Genomic DNA, 4,237 nt, shown 5'->3' with positions numbered 1-4,237 from the left:
GGAAGCGGGCCCAGTGCTCGTCGAAGGGCTTGTCCGCGACGGAGTCCTTGGCCTGGTTCTTCTCGGCGATCAGGGCGTCGACACCGTAGAGGGCGACGCGGCGGTAGTCGCCGATGATGCGGCCGCGGCCGAAGGCGTCGGCAGGCCGGTGATGATGTGGGAGCTGCGGGCGGCGCGGATGCGCGGGATGTAGCTGTCGAAGACGGCCTCGTTGTGCGTTTCGCGGTACTTGGTGAAGATCTCCTTGACGCGCTCGTCGGGCTCCAGGCCGGCCTCGTTGATGGCGGTCTCGACCATGCGCCAGCCGCCATTGGGCATCATGGCGCGCTTGGGCGGGGTGTCGGTCTGCAGGCCGACGATGACGTCGTCGTCGCTGCTGATGTAGCCCGGCTCGAAGGCGTCCCCCTCGGCCGGGGTGACGGTGTCGACGTCGTAGACGCGCTTGGCGCGCTCAACCGACAGGTAGTCCTTCTCGAGGGTCTCGAAGGTGCGCTGGGTTTTCTCGGTGGGGCCGGCGAGGAAGGCGGCGTCACCCTCGTAGGGGGTGTAGTCGCTGGATGAAGTCGCGCACGTCGATGGCCTCCTGCCACGGGCCGGCGGTGCAGCCCTCCCACTCGACTGCCTTCTCGACCAGTGGCGATGACGTGTCCATCTCTGCGCTTACCCTCTTCCAACGTGGTGAATGGGATCCAACCCGGACGACGATAGGACCCTCTTTCAAGTGGCGAATCGCGGGGGTGCTTGTTGGTGTGAAGGGTGCAGGGTGTATACGGCGGGCCTCGTGAACAGGAGCGGAAACGGCTGCAACGCTTGCCAGGAGGAAATCCCGGCGGCTCCCGGGGGGTTGGAGCGACCCCCGCGACACTCCCCTGACACCCGGAACGTGTCGAGCTGCGGCACGCGCCGGTGGGGAATTTCACCCGTCGTGACGGAGTGCCCCCGCAGCGGCCTATCAGGGCGCGGCGACGCGTTCGAGGGCGTCGATGTCGAGGATGGTGACGTCCCGCCGCCCGTGCAGCTCGATGACGCCCGACGCGGAGAGCGCGGCGAGGCGTCGGCTCAGTGTCTCTGGCGTGGTGCCCAGGTAGGCGGCGACCTCCTGCTTGGCCATCGGCAGCCGCACGCTCGGCAGGCCGTCTCGCATGCTGCCGGGAAGGTCCAGGAGGTAGGCGGCGACGCGGACGCCGACGTCGTGGGAGGTGATCGCGGCCAGTAGTCGCTCGACCGACGAGAGCCGGTCGGAAAGGGTTCGCAACATGGCCTGGCTGATGTCGGGATAAGCGCGCAGCAGGGCGGCGAGGTCGGCATGGTCGAAGACGCACATCTGGCTGTCCTCGAGTGCGGTGACCAGCTCGTTCGAACGGTGACCGGTCAGGAAGGCGCGGTCTCCCACCACATCGCCGTCGGTCACCGTGCGCAGGATCTGCTCCTGTCCGTTGGCGGCCGTGCGGCTGACCTTGAGCTGTCCGCGGTGCATGACCAGCACGCGCGGGACCTGGTCTCCGGGACCGTAGACCATCTCGCCCTTGTCCACGCGCAGCGGGTGGGCGAACTCGGCGACGTGCAGCTGCTGGTCGTGGGTGAGTCCTTTGAAGATCGGGACGCGAGTGACACACAAATCGTTCGCAGGCATGACCCGAAGGCTACCGGAGCCGGCATCGGGGGCACCGTCGCAGCCTCTGGCAAGGGAATTTCCAGCAGCGCAGCCGGTACTTGACCTGCGTCAAGGAGTTCCGGGCGGCAAAAACCTAGCGTGAGGGTCGTCAAGAAGTAACCGTCACGAAAGGAAGAGCCAATGACCACCTCCACCACCACCCACACCGTTCTTCGGGCGGAAGGATTCTCCTGCCCCTCCTGCGTTTCCAAGATTGAGAAGCAGGTCGGCCGTCTCAAGGGCGTCGAGAGCGTGAAGGTCCACTTCGCCTCTGCCCGCATCGAGGTCTCCCATGACGGGGACAGCGTCTCCGTCGACGATCTCGTCGCCGCCGTTGCCAAGGCCGGTTACAAGGCCGCCCCTTCGGCCTTCTGAGGACGCCGCGGCCGGTGCGCATTCCGCCCGGCCGCATTTCATCCGTGCCGGTTCTTCGGCACAGATCCCAAAAAGGCACGAAGCCCAAGAATCAACAAGCCCAGAAAGGACGTGGGCGAAAATGAACAAGTTCCACAGATGGGTTCACGGGAACTGGTCGGTTCCCGTCACCTCCGGCGCGCTCATCGCCATCTCCTTCGCCATCAAGTGGCTGGGCGAAGGGGCGGCCAACATCCGCGTCGGCCCCCAGTGGTGGCTCGACGCCGGAGCCCACGCCACCCACACCGGCGGGGCCTTCACCCTCGGTGACGTCTTCATGCTCGCTGCCGCCGTGGTGGCGGGCTACGGCATCGCGGCGAAGGCCATCCGGGCGCTGACCGCCAGGGTGGTCGGCATCGACCTGCTCGTGTCGGTCGCCGCGATCGGTGCCGTCATCGTCGGCAACTTCTGGGAGGCCGCGGCAGTCACCTTCCTGTTCGCGATCGGGCACGCGCTGGAGGCCGCGACGCTGAACAAGACGCGCTCGGCACTGGCCGAACTCGTCGCCGTCGCCCCCGACTCCGCAGTCGTCATGCGCGACGGTGAGCAGCAGGAGATTCCTGCCGGGCAGGTGCGGACGGGCGAGGTCGTCCTGGTCAAGAACGGCGCGAAGGTGCCGGTGGACGGCAAGGTCGTCGCCGGCACCGGGGCCCTCGACGAGGCCTCCATCACCGGCGAGTCGATCCCGGTGGAGAAGACCGAGGGCGACGAGGTCTTCGCCGGGACCGTCTCCCGCGGCGGCTTCCTGCAGGTGGTGGCCACCGGCATCGGTGCCGACACCACCCTGGCCCGCATCATCCACCGGGTGGAGGAGGCCCAAGACGCGAAGGCGAAGACCCAGGCCTTCATCGACCGCTTCTCCCGCTGGTACACGCCCGCGGTGATGGTGCTGGCACTGGTGGCCGGGTTGGTCTCCGGTGATGTGGTCCTGGCCCTGACGCTGCTGGTCATCGGCTGCCCGGGTGCCCTGGTGATCTCCATCCCGGTGGCGATCGTGGCCGGCATCGGTCGTGCTGCCCGCAACGGCATCCTGATCAAGGGTGGCGAGTACCTGGAGACCTCCGCGAAGATCTCCGCCGTCGCCGTCGACAAGACCGGCACCCTCACCGAGGGACGTCCCGAGCTGACCGACGTCGTCGTCCTGGATCCTGCGCTGGATCGCCGCGAGGTGCTGCGCTGGGCGGCGGCCGCCGAGAGCGGATCGGAGCATCCGCTGGCCCGTCCCATCCTGGAGACCGCCCACGCCGAGGGGGTTGGCTCGCAGGGTGTCCCCGGTGCCGTCACCCCGGTGCCCGGGAAGGGCATCGTGTCCGAGGTCGATGGCCGTCGGGTGCTGATCGGCAACGCGCCGCTGCTGGAGCAGTACGGCATCGCCGAGACGGCCGAGGCGAGCCGCGCCGCCCAGGGCCTGGCCGCCGCTGGCAGGACTCCGATGATCGTGGCCGTCGACGACACGGCGATCGGCGTCGTCGCCGTGGCCGACCAGATCCGGCAGGATGCGCCCGAGATGGTCGCCCGTCTGCACCGGGCCGGCGTCGAGAAGGTGGTCATGCTCACCGGCGACACCCGGCTGGTGGCCGAGGCCGTCGGGAAGGCCACCGGCATCGACGAGATCCACGCCTCCCTGCTTCCCGAGGACAAGCTGGACGTGGTCACGCAGCTGCAGCGCGCCGGTCACACTGTCGCCATGGTCGGCGACGGCGTCAACGACGCCCCGGCCCTGGCCACCGCGAACATCGGTGTGGCCATGGGAGCGGCCGGCTCGGCGGTGGCCGTGGAGACCGCGGACATCGCCCTCATGGGAGACAACCTGCTCAAGCTGCCGGAGGGCATCGGTCTGGCCAAGCGGACCGTCTCGGTGATGCGACAGAACATCGCGATCGCCCTTGTCACCGTCGTGCTGCTGCTGGCAGGCGTCTTCGCCGGCGGGGTGACCATGTCGGTCGGCATGCTCGTCCACGAGGCCTCCGTGCTGGTGGTCATCGTCAATGCGATGCGCCTGCTGCGCAGGACCGCAGAACCCACCGCGACGCCAAGAAGCGGGAGGACGAGCACACCCGCGGCACAACTGGTGAACGCCTGAGACCGAATCGTCCGGGGCAGTATGTGGGCATTGAGCCCGCTACTGCCCCGGACGTGGTTGGTGCGAAGGATGGACGGAGACGGCCC

General features: G+C 68.2%; 4 protein-coding genes and 1 pseudogene. 2 read left to right on the top strand and 3 right to left on the bottom strand.

Annotation, left to right across the window (positions count from 1 at the left end):
* From ACHFFZ_RS07355 to ACHFFZ_RS07345, 3 genes and pseudogenes are all read right to left on the bottom strand, one after another.
* Positions 1–492, bottom strand: a pseudogene (locus ACHFFZ_RS07355) (pyruvate formate lyase family protein); the annotation flags it as partial.
* Positions 493–529: 37 nt separating this feature from the next.
* Positions 530–652 (bottom strand): hypothetical protein, encoded by a 123-nt coding sequence (locus ACHFFZ_RS07350; protein ID WP_394275999.1) that lies wholly within the window; start codon positions 650–652, stop codon positions 530–532.
* A 300-nt stretch (positions 653–952) separates the two neighbouring features.
* Positions 953–1,633 (bottom strand): Crp/Fnr family transcriptional regulator, encoded by a 681-nt coding sequence (locus ACHFFZ_RS07345; RefSeq protein WP_394275998.1) that lies wholly within the window; start codon positions 1,631–1,633, stop codon positions 953–955.
* A 162-nt stretch (positions 1,634–1,795) separates the two neighbouring features.
* Here ACHFFZ_RS07345 and ACHFFZ_RS07340 point away from each other — a divergent pair, with 162 nt between their 5' ends.
* Entirely contained in the window at positions 1,796–2,029 is a 234-nt protein-coding gene (locus ACHFFZ_RS07340; RefSeq protein WP_394275997.1) for a heavy-metal-associated domain-containing protein, read from the top strand.
* Between the two features lie 121 nt (positions 2,030–2,150).
* Complete coding sequence (locus ACHFFZ_RS07335; RefSeq protein ID WP_394275996.1) at positions 2,151–4,151, top strand: heavy metal translocating P-type ATPase; 2,001 nt, start codon at positions 2,151–2,153, stop codon at positions 4,149–4,151.
* Positions 4,152–4,237: the final 86 nt, after the last annotated feature.

This window comes from Luteococcus sp. (genome assembly GCF_043424415.1).
In the GTDB taxonomy this organism is placed as follows: Bacteria; Actinomycetota; Actinomycetes; order Propionibacteriales; family Propionibacteriaceae; genus Luteococcus.
This window is presented reverse-complemented; position numbering and strand designations above follow the sequence as displayed.